The following is a 19,239-nucleotide window of genomic DNA, read 5'->3' on the forward strand; positions in this document are numbered from 1 at the left end:
GTAAATTTTGCTTTCCACCCCGATTATTGACCGCTATCTGGACAGTTGGATCGCTTATTCAATACTCAGATCACCTGCAACGGGAAGAGGAGTATGGAGATGCAACCGACTTACACCATTGGCGATTATCTGCTGGATCGTCTCGTAGATTGCGGCATAGACCGCTTGTTTGGCGTACCTGGAGATTACAATTTACAATTCCTCGACCGCGTCATCGCGCACGAAGCGTTGGGATGGGTTGGCTGTGCGAATGAGCTGAATGCGGCCTATGCTGCCGACGGATATGCGCGCATTAAAGGCGCCGGGGCGCTGCTGACGACCTATGGCGTCGGCGAGCTGAGCGCCCTTAACGGCGTGGCCGGCAGCTATGCGGAACATATTCCGGTGCTACATATCGTCGGCGCGCCGGGCACCGGCGCCCAGCAGCGCGGAGAACTGCTGCACCATACGCTGGGAGATGGCGACTTCACGCACTTCGCGCGGATGAGCGAGCAGATCACCTGCACGCAGGCGACGTTGACGGCGGGGAATGCCTGCCACGAAATCGATCGCGTGCTGAGCGAGATGCTTACCCACCATCGCCCCGGTTATCTGATGTTACCTGCCGATGTGGCGAAAGCAAAAGCGACGCCGCCGGCTCGTCGTCTGGCGATCGAAGGGCCGCCTGCGGATGAGAATCAGCTGGCCGGGTTTCGTGAACATGCCGGGCAGATGCTGCGCAGCAGTCGGCAGGTATCATTGCTGGCGGATTTCCTCGCCCAGCGCTATGGCCTGCAGGATACGCTACGGATGTGGGTGGCGAAAACACCGATTGCCTGTGCCACGATGCTGATGGGAAAAGGGTTGTTTGATGAACAGCAGCCTGGTTTTGTCGGCACCTATAGCGGTATCGCCAGCGCGCCGCAAACGCGTGAGGCAATTGAAAACGCCGATACGATCATCTGCGTGGGTACCCGCTTCACCGACACCATCACTGCCGGATTTACCCAGCATTTACCCCTTGAACGCACGATTGAAATTCAGCCTTTTGCCGTCAGAGTGGGCGACCACTGGTTCAGCCGTATTCCGATGGATCAAGCCCTTAATGAGTTAATGATTCTGTCCGCCGGTCTGTCAGCAGAGTGGCGGTTGCCAGACTGCTCTGCGCCGGAGGTGGAAAGCGTGACGGGCGGTAGCCTTACGCAGGGAAGTTTCTGGAGTACCGTACAGGAGCAGCTGCGTCCCGGGGATATTATTCTTGCCGATCAGGGAACCGCGGCTTTCGGCGTTGCCGCGCTCAAGCTTCCCTCAGATGCCACCCTGTTGGTCCAGCCGCTGTGGGGATCGATAGGATTTACCTTACCGGCCGCCTACGGTGCCCAAACCGCAGCGCCGGGCAGGCGGGTCGTGCTGATAGTGGGCGATGGGGCAGCTCAGCTGACGATTCAGGAACTGGGGTCGATGCTACGCGATAAACAGAACCCGCTGATCCTGCTGCTTAATAACGAGGGGTATACGGTTGAACGAGCGATTCACGGTCCGGAGCAGCGTTACAACGATATTGCGCTGTGGGACTGGAACCGTTTGCCGGGAGCTTTCGCCCCCAATGTCCCTTCCCGATGCTGGCGCGTGACGCGGACGGAAGAGCTTGAAGAGGCGATGGCCGACAGTATTGGCTCCGATAAGCTGACGCTGGTGGAGGTTATGCTGCCCAAAATGGATATTCCTGACTTCCTGCGCGCGGTAACCCAGGCTCTGGAAGAGAGAAACAGCCGCGTCTAGTCGTTTCGTCGCCTGGCTATCATCATCGGCTTCCCGGCCAACAGCAGCCAGGCCGGGAGCATCACGATACACAGCAGCGGTAGCAGCGTCGTATCCGGTACGACGACCGCCGCCATAAACAGGCTGAGCCAGCCATCGCGGGTTACCACCAGAGTCATGCCCAGGATGGCGCAGGAGACCGTGATAGCGGCCGGAACGGCATCGACATGGGCGTGCAGCATAAAGCCGAGCGCCACGCCGACGAAGACCGCGGGGAATATTCGCCCGCCGCGAAAACCACTGGCGGCGGCGATCACCAGCGCCGCCAGCTTCACCAGCGCAATCAGTAAAAAGTCGCCGGCCGTCAGGGTCTGGCTTAAGGCGATTTGCTGCATCTCCTCCAGGCCTTTAAACAGCGTTATATGTCCGCCAGCAGCGCCGAGAATCCCCAGCAGCAGACCGCCGAGACCCAGCGTCAGCACCGGATTTTTCAGGCGGTTCATCAACGCATGTAGCCGCGGTAAGCACCAGACGGCCACCATGCCTACGGCAATGGCGATAAGCGTGACGATAGCGCCGCTTATGATATCAACGAAATGCATTTGCGGATAAACGGGGATGGGCAACGAGAAATGAGGATGGAAGAACAGATCCGTCGTCAGGGCGCCCGCCGCTGCCGCCAGCAGGGGGGCGAACAAGCGATCCCACAGCGGCACATCGTTACTGCTGTTGAGGGTTTGCGAAAAAATTAACGCGGCGGCCACCGGGGTGCCAAACAGCGCGCCGATCGTGCCGGAGGCGGCAAGAATGGTCCAGTCCAGCGAACTGACGCGAGGAAACAGACGAGAGCCGATTGCCACCGCAAGGGCGATATTCATTACCATTATGGGATGTTCCGGCCCAAGGCTGACGCCGCCCGCGAGACCTAATACGAGTGCTGCGACCAGACCCGGCAGCGCGCCGGTACTGATGGGCGCGCCAATTAATGATTCGGTGGCCGGGTCCGGCCCGGCATGTCCTGGGCTGAAACGGACCACCAGTCCCACGGCGATGCCGGTTAGCGTGAGTACGGCGATAGTCCACACCTGCCCGCTGGCCTCGATGCCTAAACTCAACGGCACGCTGGACCAGATAACATGCTGCAATATGGCCGCAATCTTCATCGTCACAATCAATACCAGGCTGGAAGCGATACCTATAATCACGGCGGGTATCGATAACAACAGCATCGTTCTGGCGCGCGGATGCAGCATGAAACATTTCCTTTTAAAGGTCGTGAAGCACGATTTTGCCCGTGCCTCTGAGGGGCGTCGATGCAAATGGTGCTGAAACGATAAACTGATGGCTATGCCTGACGATCCCGCAGTGCGTTGACAATCATTTTGCACAGATTACAACCTAAATGTGACATAGGTCGCTAAACTGTGGGCACTTATACGTTGGTCGTTGTTGTTAAGGCATCATGAATTTACAGTGTGCCAAAAGAATCATTTTGACTTTAGTGGAGCCGTAACGGAATGACAAAATTTGCTTTAGTAGGAGACGTCGGCGGAACCAATGCCCGACTGGCATTATGCGATATTGCAAGCGGGGATATTTCCCGGGCAAAAACCTATTCCGGGCTCGATTACCCCAGTCTTGAAGCCGTTGTCCGCGTCTATCTTGACGAGCAGGGCGTTGAGGTTGAAGACGGTTGCATCGCCATCGCCTGTCCGATCACCGGTGACTGGGTGGCAATGACCAACCATACGTGGGCTTTTTCCATCGCAGAGATGAAAAAGAACCTCGGGTTCTCACATCTGGAGATCATCAACGATTTTACTGCGGTATCGATGGCGATCCCGATGCTGAAAGCTGAGCATCTGATTCAGTTTGGCGGCACGACGCCGGTAGAGGGAAAACCTATTGCCGTCTACGGCGCAGGAACCGGCCTGGGCGTTGCGCATCTGGTGCATGTCGACAAACGCTGGGTGAGCCTGCCGGGGGAAGGGGGGCACGTTGATTTCGCGCCGAACAGCGAAGAAGAGGGGATTATCCTCGAAGAGCTGCGCGCTGAGCTGGGGCATGTGTCGGCCGAGCGTGTGTTATCCGGCCCGGGGCTGGTTAATCTGTATCGGGCGATAGTGAAATCAGACGGCCGCCTGCCGGAAAACCTCCAGCCGAAAGATGTGACCGAACGCGCGCTGGCTGACACCTGTATCGATTGCCGTCGTGCGCTGTCGCTGTTCTGCGTGATTATGGGACGCTTTGGCGGCAACCTGGCGCTGACGCTGGCCACCTTCGGCGGCGTGTATATTGCTGGCGGCATCGTCCCGCGCTTCCTGGAGTTCTTTAAAGCTTCCGGTTTCCGCGGCGGGTTTGAAGACAAGGGGCGCTTTAAAGCCTTCGTCCAGGATATTCCGGTCTACCTGATCGTGCACGATAATCCGGGCCTGCTGGGTTCCGGGGCGCATCTGCGCCAGACGCTCGGACAGATTCTCTAATCTTGTCATAGCCAGCCCGTTCCGGCGCAATCGTGCGCGGGCGGGCTATTCTCTTCGGCATACCCCTGCTACAGATGCATGAGCTGGCGAAATTCTTTGACCTTGCTGCGGCTGACCGGCACCTGAAACTCCAGATCGCGTAAGCGCAGAATATAGGTGTTGTTGAACCAGGGTTCAATCTCGCGAATTTTATTCAGGTTAACGCAGTATGAGCGGTGGCAGCGGAAGAAGTGTGCGGGCGGCAGCTTGCCGCAAAACTCCGTAATGTTCATTGGCATCACGAATGATTCCCGTCGGGTGTAGACAAAGGTCATTTTTTCGTGGGCTTCCGCATAGTAAATATCGTGAATACTGGTCACGATAATTCGCTCATCTTTAATGAGATTGATCGTGTCATTTTCCCGCTGCGGATTGGCAGCCGTCCCGGTCTGGCTGCCTGTCTGCTGCTGTAGTTGCCAGGCGCTGGCCAGCTTTTGCAGCATGTTAATGATGCGTGATTCCTGATACGGCTTCAGAATGTAGTCAAATGCTTCCAGTTCAAATGCCTCTACCGCGTGCTCTTTCCACGCGGTGATAAACACAATAAACGGTTTATGCGCGAACTGGCTGATATTCTGCGCCAGCAGAACGCCGTCCAGAGAAGGGATGTTGATGTCGAGAAAAATGGCATCAACCTTGTTGTGCTGCAGGAACTTCAGCACGTCCAGCCCGTCGTCGAATGTCCCGACAATCTCCATCTGGCTGTGGGTGTTAATTAACCACGTGAGCTCCTGCTGCGCCGGGAACTCGTCTTCAACTATGATGACTTTCATTTTTTCTCCGTTCATGGCAACAGAGACACCGGAGTGGTCTGGGAAGCAAGCTTGTTAGGCACGTAGAACGCAATTTCCGTTCCCGGATTCATGCGGCGGATATGGAGTCCTTCGCCATACAGCAATTTTACCCGATGGTGGACGTTGAGCAGGCCGATCTTATTACCCGGCATTTCATCCGCCTCTACCCGCGCGACCACGGCAGGATCGATACCATTCCCGGTATCGCGAACGCTAATCCGCACCCGATTACCACACTCGTTGATGCCGAGGGTGACGACGCCTTTGCCTTTGCACGGCTGGATCCCGTGGACAATGGCATTTTCCACCAGCGGCTGAATCAGCAGGCTCGGTATCACGCAGCTGACCTCATCGTCGATGTCGTAGATGACGGTAAGCTTGTCGCCGAAGCGCGCCTGTTCGATGGCAATATAATCCTTGATTTGGTACAGCTCTCTTTTGATATCAATCTGTTCGTCGTCTTTTAATTCAATGTTATAGCGTAAATAGCGCGACAAATTAAAAATGAGCTGACGGGCGGTATCCGGATTCATGCGGATCGAGGATGAAATCGCATTGAGGGCGTTAAAGAGAAAGTGCGGGTTGATTTTGCTCTGTAGGGCGCGCAGCTCGGCCTTGTTGGCCATTTCACGCAGCTGTTCTGCCCGCGAGACCTCCAGCTGAGTAGAGATAATTTGCGACAGGCCGACGGCCATCTCCTGCAGGGACGAGGTGATGCGGTGGGCATGGCAGTAATAAATTTTCAGCGTACCGGTCACCACGCCTTTCTCCCGTAGCGGAATGACCAGCATGGAGTGAATCTCCGGCGTTCTGTAGGCCTCATCATTGTTTTTAATAATGATTTTCCCACTCTCGATAGCCTGGCGCGTGGTGGGGCTGATGTCATTATCACTATCGTGATAGTTGCTTTCGCCAAACCCGACGTAGGCCAGAACCCGATCGGTAGTGGTGATGGCCACCGCGTCGGCATTGATATCGCGGCGAATAATGTCGCACACCTGGCGCAGGGATTCGCTGTTCACATGACGGAAGAGCGGCAGCGTTTTGTTGGCGATATCCAGCGCCAGTTTTGCCTGGCGCGCGGCGCTGGCCTCCTTTTCACCCTCGACGCTCTGGACCAGTAGCACGATAAAGCCGATACAGACGCTGCCGAGGATCATCGGGATGCCGATTTTGGAGACGATATCAATGCCCAGCGAAAACGACGGCGCCCAAAAGACCACGAGGATCATGGTTAAGGTTTCGCAGAGCATCCCGGCGAGAATCCCGATCTTCCAGCGCTGAGCTTTCGGCACTTTGCGATTAATCAGCCCTGACAACAACCCGGCGACAATACTGGTGATAAAGCAGGGGATAGCGGTTACACCGTCGATATCAATAAGATAGCGATGAACGCCGGCAATCACCCCAACGATAGCTCCGACCCAGGGGCCAAACAGAATTCCCCCGGACATCACCGCGATAATCCGCACGTTGACCAGAGAACCCTCTACCGGCACGCCAGACCAGGTACTGAACAGCGCAAACAGGGAAAAAATGGCGATAACCGCCAGCAGCTCTTTCGGCGTATGTGCAGATTTATGCAGTAGCTCGCGAAACAGGCGCAGACGGATAAGGAAAAAAAGGCAAATCAACATGAGTGCCGCGCGGTCAAAAACCGCCAGCAGCATTGTGAATATTTCGTGCATGGGTGCGCCGTGTCTATCGCGGGAAAGCAACATGATAAAAAACCTCGCGGCAGAAGGCCAGCCGAAGCGTCGAATAGGGAAAAGTCATACTAAAAAAAGGGGATTGATCGCCGGGCCGGTGTCAACCTGATGAGCGGAGGGTGAATGATAAAAACAGGTAAACTAATAGATATTAATATGTTGCATCTAATTTTCGTACCGGCTAAATCGAGGACCTCTGCCGCTGCATGCCATGATGCAGATGCCCGCTTTTTTCGCCGACGATTATTTTTTTCTCACCCCCTCGACAGCATCATTTTTTTCGGGTTATTTTCTAAGCTCGTCGCAAACGCGACAGCGTCGCTCGGACGGTCCGGGCGCTAACGTTACTCTGAGGAATCTATGACTGCATCCAGTCCTGAACGCCGTTTTACGCGTATCGATCGTCTGCCCCCTTACGTTTTTAATATTACTGCTGAACTGAAAATGGCTGCGCGTCGGCGCGGTGAAGATATTATCGATTTCAGCATGGGCAACCCGGACGGCGCGACGCCGCCGCATATCGTGGAAAAACTTTGCACCGTTGCCCAGCGGCCCGATACGCACGGCTACTCCACCTCCCGCGGTATTCCTCGCCTGCGCCGCGCCATTTCGCGCTGGTATCAGGATCGCTATAACGTTGAGATCGATCCGGAATCGGAAGCGATTGTTACAATTGGCTCAAAAGAGGGGCTGGCGCATCTGATGCTGGCGACGCTGGATCATGGCGACACGGTGCTGGTGCCCAATCCAAGCTACCCGATCCATATCTATGGCGCGGTTATTGCCGGGGCGCAGGTGCGTTCAGTGCCGCTGGTGGAAGGCGTTGATTTCTTCAATGAGCTGGAGCGGGCGATTCGTGAAAGCTACCCGAAACCGAAAATGATGATCCTCGGTTTCCCGTCCAATCCGACCGCGCAGTGCGTCGAACTGGAATTCTTTGAAAAAGTGGTCGCGCTGGCCAAGCGTTACGATGTGCTGGTGGTACACGATCTGGCCTATGCCGATATCGTTTATGATGGCTGGAAGGCCCCTTCGATTATGGAAGTCCCCGGCGCGCGCGATGTGGCCGTGGAGTTCTTTACCCTCTCCAAAAGCTACAACATGGCCGGCTGGCGTATCGGCTTCATGGTCGGTAATAAAACGCTGGTCAATGCCTTGGCGCGTATTAAAAGCTATCACGATTATGGCACCTTCACTCCATTGCAGGTCGCGGCAATTGCGGCCCTGGAAGGCGACCAGCAGTGCGTTCGCGATATCGCCGAGCAGTACAAGCGCCGTCGCGATGTGCTGGTTAAAGGGCTGCACGAAGCAGGCTGGATGGTCGAGTGTCCGAAGGCATCCATGTATGTTTGGGCGAAGATCCCCGAGCAGTATGCGGCGCTGGGCTCGCTGGAGTTTGCGAAAAAGCTGCTGCAGGACGCGAAAGTATGCGTTTCGCCGGGTATCGGCTTCGGCGATTACGGGGATACCCATGTGCGTTTTGCGCTTATCGAAAATCGCGATCGTATCCGCCAGGCCATTCGCGGGATCAAATCGATGTTTCGTGCCGACGGGCTGTTGCCAGCATCGGGCAAGTCAGCCGGCGAAAGCCTCGAATAACGGCGCGAAATAAAGAAACGCAGCAACAAAAAACGGGAGCCGCTGGCTCCCGTTTTTTTTGACTCTGGCTGTGCTTAAATCATCAGGGCAAAAGTACCGGCCCAAACGATGACCATAAAAGATACGCCCATAATAAAGTATTTCACGACTCATCACTCCGCGTTCTCGGCGAAACGCCTAAATGAATTTAATCTTCATTGTTGATTCTGATCCGTCGCAGCAAAACCAGAGGATTCTGGCGGCCGCGGCAGGTCGAAATTCTGTGCTGTAACTGCTCCAGATGGCGCTAATGTACGCCTAAAAAATGAGGGAAACAAGGGGCATTTTTTTATTAATTTTTAGTTACTTACGAGTGTCGTGATTCGGCGACACATTAATTTCATTCGGTAATAAATTCCATTCTGGCGACGGCTTTTTGCCGTTGCCGCCGTGATGCGATAGCTGTTTGATTTTGGGATTTATTCTCCTGGCGATGCCAACGATGCGCTGCGGGAAACGCTCTCCCGCGGCGCAACATTCGGGCTTAATCGGCGGCGCGTTCAGGCCGGTGCCAGGCCTGCGGATAGCGTGCCGGTACAAAACGCAGGGTGACGCCCATCAGAGCAGCGACGCAGACGGCATGAAACGCCCAGTCCAGCACATAATTGCCGCTCAGGCTTCGCAGCAGACCCGACAACCACGGGGAGGCACCGGCCAGCATAAAACCGATGCCCTGCATAAAGGTCACCAGTCGGCCTGCAATCGCCGGATGGCGGGCGTGATCGAGCGCCAGGACCAGGCACAACGGGAATGCGCCGCCTAATCCTATGCCGCCGCACACGGCCCATAGCAGCGGGAGCTGTAGCGGCAGCCAGATAAACCCGCAGAAACCAATAAGCTGCAGCACCAGCGTCAATAGTAATAGTCTGCGGCGATCGTCGTGACGTGCCAGCATCGGTATCAGCAACGCGCCGGCGGTCTGGCCTACGGTCATCATGGCCAGCAGGGTTCCGCTAAACTGAGCGCTATAGCCCAACTGCATGTAATAAGGGGGCAGCCAGGCGATCAGACTGGCGTAGCCGCCGTTAATCAGACCGAAGTACAGCCCGAGCGTCCAGGCGCGGCGGCGGCGGAAAACGGACCCGCTGACCTGAGGTGCGGCCTGATGTTGCCCGGCAGGTCGCATGCGGCTGACTGACCACCAGCCGAGCAGCGCTGCGATGGCGGGAAGAGCCCACCAGGCGAGCGCGTGATGCCAAAGGGCGCTGTGCCGCGCCAGCCACGGCGTCAACGCGGCTCCCAGGCCTCCGCCGCCCATGAGCGCCGCTGACCACAGCCCCATGACCTGCGGCGTTCGCTGGGGAAACTGACGCTTTATCACTGCCGGAATCGTCGCCTGAATAATACCGATTCCGATCCCGCCGAGCAGGGCGCTACTCAGCAGCAGCCCGCTGTGCGGCGTGAATTCACGAAGCACGGCGCCTGAGGCGATCATCATCAGGCTCAGTACCATCCCGCGACTTTCGCTGACATGGCGCTGAGTCCACGGACTTGCCAGCGCCAGGAGTCCCATCGCGATGACCGGGATCGCGGTGAGTAGCGAAACGAGGGTAAATCCCATTCCGCTGGCCTGTTGTAGCTGGGGAAGAAGCGGGCCGATGGAGGTCAAAAGCGGGCGCATATTGATGCCGATCAGTACCAGCACCAGAAGCATCAGGCCGTTGCGCGACATCGGGCTCATTTTTGCTTATCCGCCCACAGCTGATAAAGCGCGAGGCCTTCGGGCTGAGGGCTATGGTGAATCGGGAGTGATTGCGTTTCCAGCGGTTGACTTAGCTGATGGTAGATAGCGGCGGTGGAGAGCCGGAAGGGCTCGCCATCCCGGTTACTGTTGGCGAAATAAACCTCGCGGATGCCGGTCAAATAGATAGCGCTCAGGCACATCGGGCAGGGCTGACCGCTGGCATAAATGATGCACTCGCTGAGCACCTGGCTGCCCAGATGCTGTGAGACGTCGCGAATGGCGTTGAGTTCGGCATGTGCGGTCGGATCGCCGTTTTGATGCAGGGTGTTGACGGCCCGGGCGACAATATCACCCCTGTGGACGATGAGCGCGCCAAACGGACGCCCGCCGTTTTCAACATTGGCTGTGGCGAGGGCGATGGCGTGCTGAAGATAACTATCGTGAACTGACATAGCGGCTCCGGAGAGGAAAGGCAGATCTGTTGCGGGAAGAGGAACTTTACGGCTGTACACAGGGCAGAGTACGCATTTTGTTTTATAAGTTAAAAGACTTATTTATGATTGACTCTATTGGTTTTACTTATAGGAGTGCCCATGCTGCTACGCCATCTCACCTGTTTTCTGGCGGTTGCGGAACATCGCAGTTTTACCCGAGCCGCGACGGCGCTGCATGTTTCGCAGCCGGCGCTTTCTCAACAGATCCGCCAGCTTGAAGAGCTGCTGGGCGTCCTGTTATTTGACCGCAGCGGGCGGCAGATTCGTTTGACCGATTCCGGCGAGGTCTGGCTCACTTATGCCCGCCGGGTGCTACAGGAACTGGAAGAGGGTAAACGAGCGCTGCTGGATGTAGAAGACCTGCAGCGGGGAACGCTGCGGGTGGCGATGACGCCGACGTTTACGACCTACTTTATGGGGCCGCTGGTAGCGGCTTTTTATCAGCGTTATCCGAACATCACGCTGACGATGCGTGAAATGGCCCAGCAGCGGATGGAAGCGTTATTGCTTAACGACGAGCTGGATGCCGGGATTGCTTTTGCCGATAGCGGCTCAAGGGATATTGTGGCCACGCCTTTATTCAGCGAAACGCTGGCGCTGGTGGTGGGGCGACATCATCCGCTGGCGGGTCAGCGCCGTATGAAGCTGGAGGCGCTCAATCAGCAATCGTTGATTTTATTGAGCGAGGAGTTTGCGACGCGTGGGCAAATCGACAGCTATTGCCGGCAGCACGGTATTCAGCCAACGGTGCACATGGAGGCCAACTCTATCAGCGCGGTGCTGACGGTGATTCAACATACCCAGCTTGCGACGCTGTTACCGGCCGCCATCGTACGGGACCGCGACGATCTGGTGGCGGTGACGCTCATGCCGGTGCTGCTGGAGCGAACGGCTTGCCTGCTGCAGCACAAAGAGGCCTGGCAGAGTGCCGCGGCGCGCGCGTTTAGCGCGATGGCATTACAGATCGCCGGGGAGCTTAGCAGTGGGAAAACCTTGTGATAGTGTCCGCTTACCAGGTATAGCCGACGGCCAGAATGCCATACAGTTCGCCGTTGTGCTGAACGAGGGGGCTGTCGGCGATATCTTTATCATACAGCTCGTAGTTGGCGGCGAACATGCCAACCCAGTGGGGGCTGAAACGGTAGCTGGTAATAATCGCCGCCATTGGTGAGACGGTGGTACCGGTATCCCACTGCGGGCGCTGGCTGGTGGCTTCGCTGGCCGAGACGCCGCCAAAATAGTAGTTGGCCATATTGCTACTGCGGATCATCAGTCCCATCCCCGGCATGATCAGCAGATTATCTTTGATGACGGGAAAATCTGCCCACAAAAGCAGCTCCTGGCCATTGCTGCGCCCCGTCACGTCGGAGCTGATACGGGCGCTCAGCAGCGCATAGGGCGTAATCAGCGTGGTGCCGATACCGGCTTCAAACTCGCCTTTTCGCTGCTCCATACCCTTGAACGCGCTATTATCGCTGGGATCTAAGTTGCCAAATCGCCAGCGGCCATAGCCGTAAAAAGCCACTTTGTCGTCGATATGAAAATAGTAACGGGCGCGATCGCCGAGATAGATCAACCGATCGCCGAAGTAGAGCCCGCCGGGAATAAAGTAAGTTTCATTATTTTGCTTCTCGTAGCGCGCCGTTCCGCTAATCGTTGCGGCTCCCAACACCAGTCCTTTTGGGACCGGACTGTTCGGATTCGATGCGGAGAAGATATCGATGGAACCCAGGTCAACCTCGGCGCTGGCGGGCGAACAACACAGCATCATGGAGCAGAGAGTGGCAGCAGGGTAGCGAAATGGTTTCATCCGGATTCCAAATATGGTGAGGGATTATGGCGCTAATACGCGCAGATGCTCTGCAGATAAAATATTGCCAATGTGAATATATACCAGCGCGGGTCAGTCAGTAGGCGAGTTTTTTATTTTTTCTAAATTTATAAGACCGTTTTTTATGGGCTATAAAGGTCTTAATCCGCCGCGTCCAGGCAGCGGACTGTTTTTTAACCGGCCTGGTCAGAGTGAGCGAATGTGCCCGCCGTCGCCAACCTGAGCCTGACGATACCATTCCATCAGTTCAAACGTTCCTTCTTCACCTTCCGCAGGTGCCCAGGTGACATAATCCCCGGCAGCAACCGGCTGATAGCCGCCGTGTTTGACCTCAAAAATAACGCCGCCGGCGTCCAGCGACAGAACCGCATGCCAGGTCCCGGCATCCATCTCTAGCGCCGTACACTCTTCACCTAATACGATGCGGCGAGTGACGTAACCGAGATCATCAAAAGTCAGTACCACAAAGCGCCCGCTGAGAGCTAACAGCAGTTCAAAGGTGTGCGGATGACGGTGAGGGCGAATGTAGGTGCCCGGTTCCATCGCGATCGCCAGACGTTGTACGGGATCGGTTAATTCCGGGTGAAAATTACGATGTGCACGCAAACGAGGTGAGCGCGCTGCCGCATCGCTCTGCTGTTGCATGTCGCTGAAAGTGATGTATTTCATTTAGCCGCCTGACGTGAGGTCCGAGATTGCGAATGGTTTCGCTACCGTGAATGAGCTTTGCACTGTTTTGCAGAAAGCCAGTCGCCGCATTGTATCCATTTCCCCTGAGTGGCGCGCACTGTTTTTCGGTTCATCAAGCGTCGTCTCACGTGGCAAATTCAACCCGCCACGCCATTGACCTTTTGGCGACTTCCTGGATCATGGTGGACCGTAGCTTGCTCCTTTTTATATATATGACACCTTCCATAAATTCTGATAATTATTATCTTATGTCAGCGGTGCAAAAATAAAATGCATTCATTTTATGAATTAACTATCTTTCTAAGATATGGCTGGTTTTATATAACTCGTTTTTTTAAAGTGAGATTTTTTCTCATTGTCTGAGGATTATTCTTATTTTAATGTCGTTGTTGTTTTAAATTTTTAGAGTAATTGAGTGATTTAATCTGGAAATCCCCGGTGAACTGCGCTATGCCATTGATGCCGAACTCAAAGGTATTGGCCTGGTGCGCTATCGCACGGAGTTTATGCCCGAAGGACGAGTGTTACTCCAACACCTTAAATACCAGCAATATCTCGACACGACCACCCGCATGTAAGGCCGGATAGCACCATGTCAGTAAAATTCGCCGTGCCTCAAAAATCCTCCATAGCTTCAGACACGTCAGATGGATATCCGGTTATGAATGACATGACTCCACATAAAATTAAAACCGGCGGCGATCCGCGTACCTTGTCAGATTATGCCGCCCTGCGTGATGAACTGAGTAAGCTGAGCCATCCGGCGCGCCCGGATGTGAACTGGCAATATGCCGAAAAGCTCTGCCTTTCATTATTTGAACAAAACAGTGTTGAACTGCAAACGGCTGCCTGGTATACGCTTGCGCGGACGCATCTGGCCGCATTGGCTGGTTTGAATGACGGACTGGCAATACTGGAGGCCCTGATAAGCCATCAGTGGGGCGCGCTCTGGCCTCACCTGTACATGCCCGCATGGAAATCCTCAGTGGTCTGAGTCAGCGTCTGCAGCAACGGATGCGCACGCTCCTGCTGAATTACAGCGACCTCAGCCAGCTATATCGGGCAGAGCAGTTGCTTACCGGTCTCTGCGTCGTGCTACAGCGCCTGGAACTTAAACACCTGAGTCAGTTTGATGCCTTGCGTACGCTGATGCACAACCATGCCGCCCGGCTGGAAAACTGTGATGACACCGCCGGTTGCGCTGGTGTGACCATTGAGCCCGGTATCGTGCTGTCTGCGACGGTAATGAATGGCAACGAGCACCCTTGCCGGTTGCCCACCTGAAGGGGAGATCGCGTCGGATAGTACAGGGAAGTGGGTGTATGTCGCGCAATCAGAACCCGAGGAGAATATCGACGTACAGGCGGCAATACCCGCGCCGGTAAAAAAAACGAAATCCTTCGCCGCCGGGCTGTGCACCATGCTGGTGGTCAGCGTCGCGACGGTATGGGGTTGGCATATCTTGCTGCGGCCTGACCCACTTCAGACTCAGCTCGTCGCCTCACTTGCGCCGTTACCTGCAGCACTCACACCTGCACAGCTGGATGTGCTGCGCCAGCGATCCTCATTATCACCTGTGGTTATCACACAAACCCAGCAGCAGCTTGCCCGACTGGACAAGCTTCCTCCTGACTGGAATATCGCCTGGAGCAGGCAGCTTCTGGAACAGGCTCAGACGCTTTGGCCGGAGCAGGCTAAATCTCTGACACAACAGTGGCAGCAGCAGCTTAGCGCTGCCTCATTGCCGGTAGAAAATCTCAATGGCTGGTATCAGGGAATGACGACGCTACAGAAACTGAGTAACAATCTGAACGGGCTTGATGAGCAAAAGGGTAAATATATGACGGTCAGTGAGCTGAAATCAGTGGTCTTTTCCGCCATGCAGTCCTTTAATCAATCCATACCCGCTGAAGAGCAACCGCGGGTATTATCACAAACACCTGTTGGCAAATCGTTACCGGTTGCGGACAGGACTCAACTGGAGATGCATCCGAAGCAATTGGCTGCCCGTTATGCTGAAATAAAACAGAAGGCATCGAAATAAAATTTTTATTATTCATTAAATTAATTCAATTTTCGTGCGAGACAATCTGCTGGGGACTGACTCTTTCCTGACATCGATTTCCTTCTATTCCGGTCTACACCGCCCGACAGTTTGCAAGTCTGTAAGTATGAGCAACAGAGAGTTCATGCGCGGGCACTTTGAGCCGTTATGTTAATCGTGAGATAGATTCCTGCGACGTCAGCGAGTTCACCGGCGTTGTCTCCAGGTTTTGCCGTCTCGACCTGACGTGCATTCAGCAGCTTCAGGGACTCACTATTTATTGAACAGGATAAACTCACATTAAGGCCCGCAAACGCGCATTGTTTTACGCTCAAACCGGTAGACATCAGTTGATGAACCATAGCCACCGTCGAAGGTTGATTCCTGAGTACGAGGGAAGGCGATGGAATCTGAAAGAGGTCAGGAGAGGTATATATGGTGTCCCCTGCAGGAATCGAACCTGCAACTAGCCCTTAGGAGGGGCTCGTTATATCCATTTAACTAAGGGGACGAAGCGGCGGGAGTATAGCGTTTTTTTCCTTGTTCGTTAAGCATCTATGGGTTGACTGCTTAAACTCTCGCCACTTAAGGGTGTTTTTTCGCCTTGAGCCGCTCCTTTTTGTCGTTGCTCATGTCGTTACGGATCTGCGCGTGGCTGAGCAGCGCAAAAATAAAAGTGCCGCCGCAAATGTTGCCAGCCAGCGTCGGCAGTGCGAAAGGCCAGATGAAGTCTTGCCAGGGCAGCGAGCCGTTGAAGACCAGGTAGAAAATCTCAACGCTGCCGACAACGATATGGGTGGTATCGGCGAGCGCAATCAGCCAGGTCATCATAATGATCACCACGATTTTGGCCGCGCCGGCGGCGGGAAACATCCATACCATGGTCGCCACCAGCCAGCCGGAAATAATCGCATTGGCAAACATTTCAGACGGCGTATTTTCCATGACCTTTAAACTGATCTCCTGGAACGCGCCGCGGGTGGCATCGTCAAAAATCGGCATCATATTAAAGGCCCAGGCCGCAATTGCCGTACCGACCAGGTTACCTATAAGCACCACGCCCCATAGACGTAGCAGGAGGCCAATATTCCCGGGCGTCGGCTTATGCATGATAGGTAATACCGCGGTGACGGTATTCTCGGTAAACAGCTGCTGGCGAGCCATGATGACAATAACAAACCCGAAGGTATAGCCCAGATTCTCCAGTAAATAACCACCGGGAAGTTCGCTCAGGTGAACATGGAAAATCCCTTTCGCCACCATCGAGGCCCCCATCGACAGGCCGGCGGCTACCGCTGACCACAGAAGAGCAAGGGCATCGCGCTCCAGCTCTTTTTCTCCCTCCTGACGGATCTCTTCATGGGTGGCCATCGCACGTGAGGGCAGGCGCTTCTCGTTGACCTCAATCGGTTCGCCATCCTGTTTTTCATCGCTTTCAACCTCCACCTCTTCGCTATGAGGACGTTCGTGAGGTTTGGGATCTGTCGTCATGGCATTTCCTCCTGCATTTTTTCGTTCTCATAAGCGTAGAGATGTTTCACCCGACCGGCCCGGGATAACCTCCTAAATTTTTCCTAATGGCAAGAATAGCAATACGGATATTGCAAAATATGTATAGAATCAGGGCGCAACAATTATGCCAAAGAAGGCTATGCTGAAAGCAGGCACCAGATTGCAATTTGCTTCGGGCGATATCGTAATGGAGGCTGCAGTCCCCGGATAACCCACAGCAATAGCCAAAATTAACAGGGAGACACCTATGAATTTTCGCCTGTCGGCGCTTGCGCTTGGCGCCACATTGCTGGTGGGATGTGCCAGTTCCAGCTCTGGCGATCTGCCGCAGGGGCGTTCAGACCCGCTTGAAGGGTTTAACCGTACGATGTTCGACTTCAACTTTAACGTGGTGGATCCGTACGTGCTGCGTCCGGTTGCCGTCGCCTGGCGTGATTATGTCCCGCAGCCGGCGCGCAACGGGCTGAGTAACTTCACCAGCAACCTTGAAGAACCGGCGGTGATGGCGAACTACTTCCTGCAGGGCGATCCCTATAAAGGTATGGTGCACTTTACCCGCTTCTTCCTTAACACCCTTCTCGGGATGGGCGGTCTGATTGATGTCGCTGGGATGGCCAACCCGAAACTGCAGCGTGTTGAACCGCACCGCTTTGGTAGTACCCTGGGTCATTATGGCGTGGGTTACGGTCCTTATGTACAACTGCCGTTCTATGGCAGCTTTACGCTGCGTGATGAAGGCGGTGACATGGCTGATGGTCTGTATCCGGTGCTTTCCTGGCTGACCTGGCCGATGTCCATCGGTAAGTGGGCGGTTGAAGGGGTTGAGACTCGCGCTCAGCTGCTGGACTCCGATGGCCTGCTGCGCCAGTCTTCCGACCCGTATATCATGGTTCGCGAAGCCTACTTCCAGCGTCATGACTTTATTGCCAACGGCGGTAAACTGACGCCGGTCGAGAACCCTAACGCTCAGGCGATTCAGGGCGATCTGAAAGATATCGACTCGCAGTAAACGCGATTAAATATGACAATAAAAAAGGGTGAACTTGCGTTCACCCTTTTTTTATACTGCCAGACCGATCAGAAACGGTAGTTGAAGTTTGCGCCGTACAGCCAGGCTTTGCCTTCAGAACGGAAGGTGTAAGGACCTTCTTTAATTTCTACGTGCTGACCGTGCATGTATGAAACCCCCACGTCAACCGAAGCATCTTTGTTGAAGGCATAGGTGGTACCCGCGCTCAGCCACAGACGATCCTGATCCGGGATGGAGATAGAACGGGTGCTTGCCGGTACCGGGCTATCATCGAAGGCGATACCGGTACGGAAGGTCCAGTTATCGTCGTAGTAATAGGTGGTACCCAGCGCGATGCGGTAGGCATCTTTAAAGCTCTCATCTTTATAGAACAGCGTTTGGCCATCGGAACCAGTAGCTTTCAGCTCCTGGAACTGGCTCCAGCTGGTATAAGCAAGGCTATAGTGCACGGCCCATTTTGGCGCGACGCGGTTGTAACCTGACAATTCCCACATTTCTGGCAGGTTCAGCGTCAAAGAGCCCGGGATTGTCGAACCGCCGGTTGGGTAAGGGAAGCCCGGGACAGCCGTATTCATATTGCTACGATAATCACCGTCGAAATCGATTTTAACTTCAGACCGGTAGGTTAGGCCGTAGCGGTTGTTTTTGTCCACTTCATACAGAATACCCGCGTTCCAGCCAAATCCCCACTTATCACCTTTCAAGCGAGCAATCTGTTGATCCGCTGGAATCGCTGCGAGCTGCTGCGCTTTGGCAATCGCAGCTGGCCGCGCAGCAGCTGGTAAATTAGGCACCTGCTGCATAATCTGGCCCGCAGCGAGCATACCGGCATCGCCAGCATAACGTTCAATTTTCGCCTTGGCGTAGACTGCATCAAAGCCAAGACCAAAACTCCAGTGGTCGTTAAGGCGATAAGCACCGCTCAGGTTCAGGTTGACAGTTGTCAAATCTGTTTGGCCGCCCATGGTCCCGGCAGCATAATCGTCGGCGTACTCGGTAGCCAGACCGTAGTTAGAAGTAATTGAAGCCCCCCAGCCAAACCGATCGTTAATCGGGGCAACGTAATGTAAATTCGGCACCCATGCGGTTGGCGCAATATTATCGGCATTCAGACTTTTGCCAGATGGCGACTTGCCAGAAATATTCACATCGGGATCAATAAATATCGCGCCCGCAGACATCGTTGGGCGATCGAACATCATGATCAATGCTGGGTTACGGCTGGCATTGCCCGCGTCGTCAGCAATTGCACCTTCACCGGAATAGGCGCGGCCCAGACCTGATGAAGAGAATTCATTTAACTGAAAGCCTGCTGACCAGGCCTGTGTTGAAACAAGTGCTACAGCCACTGCGAGGGCAGATTGGGTAAAGCGGGTTTTCTGGCTCATGCCCATAACCTCATTGAGTTATTTTTATTTAAACTATGTTACATGCCGTAACAGAAGCGCGAAGTGTAGGGTCTGCTTTACGACAGAGAAATCAGACCAGTGCGCTGAGTATAGGTCTGACCAGATGAGATGTTGCAAGTTTGTTTATGAGATTTTTCAGTTG

15 protein-coding genes, 1 tRNA gene and 2 pseudogenes are annotated in these 19,239 nt (G+C 54.7%); 7 read left to right on the forward strand and 11 right to left on the reverse strand.

The window, feature by feature from the left end:
• Positions 1 to 99: 99 nt before the first annotated feature.
• Positions 100 to 1,761, forward strand: coding sequence for an alpha-keto acid decarboxylase family protein (locus DSD31_RS07120; protein ID WP_004865393.1), 1,662 nt, complete (start codon positions 100 to 102; stop codon positions 1,759 to 1,761).
• Here DSD31_RS07120 and DSD31_RS07125 read toward each other — a convergent pair.
• The gene (locus DSD31_RS07125; protein WP_004865391.1) at positions 1,758 to 2,993 is read right to left on the reverse strand and encodes an ion channel protein; all 1,236 of its coding nucleotides are present in this window, start codon (positions 2,991 to 2,993) and stop codon (positions 1,758 to 1,760) included. The genes DSD31_RS07120 and DSD31_RS07125 overlap by 4 nt on opposite strands.
• Positions 2,994 to 3,257: 264 nt before the next feature.
• Between DSD31_RS07125 and glk the strand changes: the two genes are divergently transcribed.
• Complete coding sequence (glk, locus tag DSD31_RS07130) at positions 3,258 to 4,223, forward strand: glucokinase (protein WP_015583743.1); 966 nt, start codon at positions 3,258 to 3,260, stop codon at positions 4,221 to 4,223.
• Between the two features lie 68 nt (positions 4,224 to 4,291).
• Here glk and DSD31_RS07135 read toward each other — a convergent pair whose 3' ends face one another.
• Both DSD31_RS07135 and DSD31_RS07140 read right to left on the reverse strand, forming a co-directional pair.
• On the reverse strand, positions 4,292 to 5,035 hold the full coding sequence (locus tag DSD31_RS07135; RefSeq protein WP_015583744.1) for a LytR/AlgR family response regulator transcription factor: 744 nt from the start codon (positions 5,033 to 5,035) through the stop codon (positions 4,292 to 4,294).
• A gap of 11 nt (positions 5,036 to 5,046) precedes the next feature.
• The gene (locus DSD31_RS07140; protein WP_015583745.1) at positions 5,047 to 6,744 is read right to left on the reverse strand and encodes a sensor histidine kinase; all 1,698 of its coding nucleotides are present in this window, start codon (positions 6,742 to 6,744) and stop codon (positions 5,047 to 5,049) included.
• A gap of 381 nt (positions 6,745 to 7,125) precedes the next feature.
• Between DSD31_RS07140 and alaC the strand changes: the two genes are divergently transcribed.
• A complete protein-coding gene (gene alaC / locus DSD31_RS07145; protein WP_004865380.1) occupies positions 7,126 to 8,364 on the forward strand; it encodes an alanine transaminase in 1,239 nt (412 codons plus the stop codon).
• A 74-nt stretch (positions 8,365 to 8,438) separates the two neighbouring features.
• Here alaC and ypdK read toward each other — a convergent pair whose 3' ends face one another.
• The 3 genes from ypdK to DSD31_RS07160 form a co-directional block, all read right to left on the reverse strand.
• On the reverse strand, positions 8,439 to 8,510 hold the full coding sequence (gene ypdK / locus DSD31_RS07150; RefSeq protein WP_099130696.1) for a membrane protein YpdK: 72 nt from the start codon (positions 8,508 to 8,510) through the stop codon (positions 8,439 to 8,441).
• A gap of 377 nt (positions 8,511 to 8,887) precedes the next feature.
• Positions 8,888 to 10,084: a cyanate transporter gene (locus DSD31_RS07155; protein WP_113990922.1), complete on the reverse strand. Its 1,197-nt coding sequence runs from the start codon at positions 10,082 to 10,084 to the stop codon at positions 8,888 to 8,890.
• Positions 10,081 to 10,539 (reverse strand): nucleoside deaminase, encoded by a 459-nt coding sequence (locus DSD31_RS07160; protein ID WP_044349625.1) that lies wholly within the window; start codon positions 10,537 to 10,539, stop codon positions 10,081 to 10,083. The genes DSD31_RS07155 and DSD31_RS07160 overlap by 4 nt, the downstream gene beginning before the upstream one ends.
• A gap of 141 nt (positions 10,540 to 10,680) precedes the next feature.
• Between DSD31_RS07160 and cynR the strand changes: the two genes are divergently transcribed.
• A complete protein-coding gene (gene cynR / locus DSD31_RS07165; RefSeq protein ID WP_004865371.1) occupies positions 10,681 to 11,580 on the forward strand; it encodes a transcriptional regulator CynR in 900 nt (299 codons plus the stop codon).
• A gap of 10 nt (positions 11,581 to 11,590) precedes the next feature.
• Here the strand turns inward: cynR and DSD31_RS07170 are convergent, their stop codons facing one another.
• Positions 11,591 to 12,391 (reverse strand): MipA/OmpV family protein, encoded by an 801-nt coding sequence (locus DSD31_RS07170; protein WP_004865368.1) that lies wholly within the window; start codon positions 12,389 to 12,391, stop codon positions 11,591 to 11,593.
• A 207-nt stretch (positions 12,392 to 12,598) separates the two neighbouring features.
• Entirely contained in the window at positions 12,599 to 13,081 is a 483-nt protein-coding gene (locus DSD31_RS07175; protein ID WP_015583750.1) for a WbuC family cupin fold metalloprotein, read from the reverse strand.
• Between the two features lie 452 nt (positions 13,082 to 13,533).
• Between DSD31_RS07175 and DSD31_RS26390 the strand changes: the two are divergent.
• Both DSD31_RS26390 and DSD31_RS07185 read left to right on the forward strand, forming a co-directional pair.
• Positions 13,534 to 13,680 (forward strand): annotated as a pseudogene (locus DSD31_RS26390) (type VI secretion system baseplate subunit TssE); the annotation flags it as partial.
• An 83-nt stretch (positions 13,681 to 13,763) separates the two neighbouring features.
• Positions 13,764 to 15,146: pseudogene (locus DSD31_RS07185) on the forward strand (VasL domain-containing protein).
• Between the two features lie 436 nt (positions 15,147 to 15,582).
• Here DSD31_RS07185 and DSD31_RS07195 read toward each other — a convergent pair.
• A tRNA-Arg gene (locus DSD31_RS07195) sits at positions 15,583 to 15,657 on the reverse strand.
• Between the two features lie 74 nt (positions 15,658 to 15,731).
• The gene (locus tag DSD31_RS07200) at positions 15,732 to 16,637 is read right to left on the reverse strand and encodes a formate/nitrite transporter family protein (RefSeq protein WP_004865281.1); all 906 of its coding nucleotides are present in this window, start codon (positions 16,635 to 16,637) and stop codon (positions 15,732 to 15,734) included.
• 268 nt (positions 16,638 to 16,905) lie between these two features.
• Here DSD31_RS07200 and mlaA point away from each other — a divergent pair, with 268 nt between their 5' ends.
• The gene (gene mlaA, locus DSD31_RS07205; RefSeq protein WP_015583753.1) at positions 16,906 to 17,667 is read left to right on the forward strand and encodes a phospholipid-binding lipoprotein MlaA; all 762 of its coding nucleotides are present in this window, start codon (positions 16,906 to 16,908) and stop codon (positions 17,665 to 17,667) included.
• Positions 17,668 to 17,735: 68 nt separating this feature from the next.
• Here mlaA and fadL read toward each other — a convergent pair whose 3' ends face one another.
• Complete coding sequence (gene fadL / locus DSD31_RS07210; RefSeq protein ID WP_162786312.1) at positions 17,736 to 19,076, reverse strand: long-chain fatty acid transporter FadL; 1,341 nt, start codon at positions 19,074 to 19,076, stop codon at positions 17,736 to 17,738.
• Between the last annotated feature and the right edge of the window lie 163 nt (positions 19,077 to 19,239).

Origin of the sequence: Klebsiella sp. X13, assembly GCF_003323835.1 — a bacterium.
GTDB classification, from domain to species: Bacteria; Pseudomonadota; Gammaproteobacteria; order Enterobacterales; family Enterobacteriaceae; genus Klebsiella; species Klebsiella ornithinolytica.

Coding starts and splice junctions, on each gene's coding strand:
- DSD31_RS07160 (WP_044349625.1), bottom strand. CDS start 10,539: ATGTCAGTTCACGATAGTTATCTTCAGCACGCCATCGCCCTCGCCACA.
- DSD31_RS07125 (WP_004865391.1), bottom strand. CDS start 2,993: ATGCTGCATCCGCGCGCCAGAACGATGCTGTTGTTATCGATACCCGCC.
- DSD31_RS07140 (WP_015583745.1), bottom strand. CDS start 6,744: ATGCACGAAATATTCACAATGCTGCTGGCGGTTTTTGACCGCGCGGCA.
- DSD31_RS07200 (WP_004865281.1), bottom strand. CDS start 16,637: ATGACGACAGATCCCAAACCTCACGAACGTCCTCATAGCGAAGAGGTG.
- alaC (WP_004865380.1), top strand. CDS start 7,126: ATGACTGCATCCAGTCCTGAACGCCGTTTTACGCGTATCGATCGTCTG.
- DSD31_RS07135 (WP_015583744.1), bottom strand. CDS start 5,035: ATGAAAGTCATCATAGTTGAAGACGAGTTCCCGGCGCAGCAGGAGCTC.
- mlaA (WP_015583753.1), top strand. CDS start 16,906: ATGAATTTTCGCCTGTCGGCGCTTGCGCTTGGCGCCACATTGCTGGTG.
- cynR (WP_004865371.1), top strand. CDS start 10,681: ATGCTGCTACGCCATCTCACCTGTTTTCTGGCGGTTGCGGAACATCGC.
- DSD31_RS07155 (WP_113990922.1), bottom strand. CDS start 10,084: ATGAGCCCGATGTCGCGCAACGGCCTGATGCTTCTGGTGCTGGTACTG.
- fadL (WP_162786312.1), bottom strand. CDS start 19,076: ATGAGCCAGAAAACCCGCTTTACCCAATCTGCCCTCGCAGTGGCTGTA.
- glk (WP_015583743.1), top strand. CDS start 3,258: ATGACAAAATTTGCTTTAGTAGGAGACGTCGGCGGAACCAATGCCCGA.
- DSD31_RS07120 (WP_004865393.1), top strand. CDS start 100: ATGCAACCGACTTACACCATTGGCGATTATCTGCTGGATCGTCTCGTA.
- DSD31_RS07170 (WP_004865368.1), bottom strand. CDS start 12,391: ATGAAACCATTTCGCTACCCTGCTGCCACTCTCTGCTCCATGATGCTG.
- DSD31_RS07175 (WP_015583750.1), bottom strand. CDS start 13,081: ATGAAATACATCACTTTCAGCGACATGCAACAGCAGAGCGATGCGGCA.